Source organism: Psychroserpens mesophilus, assembly GCF_050617655.1.
Taxonomy (GTDB): domain Bacteria; phylum Bacteroidota; class Bacteroidia; order Flavobacteriales; family Flavobacteriaceae; genus Psychroserpens; species Psychroserpens mesophilus_A.
This window is the reverse complement of the sequence record NZ_JBODQC010000126.1, coordinates 1-286: the sequence shown is the minus strand read 5'-3', so window position 1 is coordinate 286 and position 286 is coordinate 1. Positions and strand designations below refer to the sequence as shown.

The 286-nt window shown below is 57.3% G+C and carries 1 protein-coding gene; it reads right to left on the bottom strand.

The genetic code is table 11. From position 1 onward, the window contains the following. On the bottom strand, nt 1–286 hold a 286-nt coding region (locus ACRHNM_RS16620; RefSeq protein WP_431137735.1), incomplete at both ends, for a hypothetical protein.

The window sequence follows — 286 nt, the reverse complement described above, 5'->3', positions numbered from 1 at the left end:
CGTCGGTGTTGTCCAAGTAGGCAGTTAGGTCCACTGTCCCGCCATCTTCCAGGGTCAATGTGTTGCCGGATAGGCTCAACGCCTGGTCATCGGTGTTGTCCTGGTAAGCGGATAGGTCTACGGTCTGAGTGCCCCCGTCTTCCAGGGTCAGGGTCAGGACGTTGCCTGAAATGCTGAAATCGGTGTTTTGCTGATCGTCCGTGTTATCGAGGTAGGTGGAAAGGTCCACGGTACCTCCGTCCTCCAGAGTCAGGGTATTCCCGGAAAGGCTCAGGGCCTGGTCGTC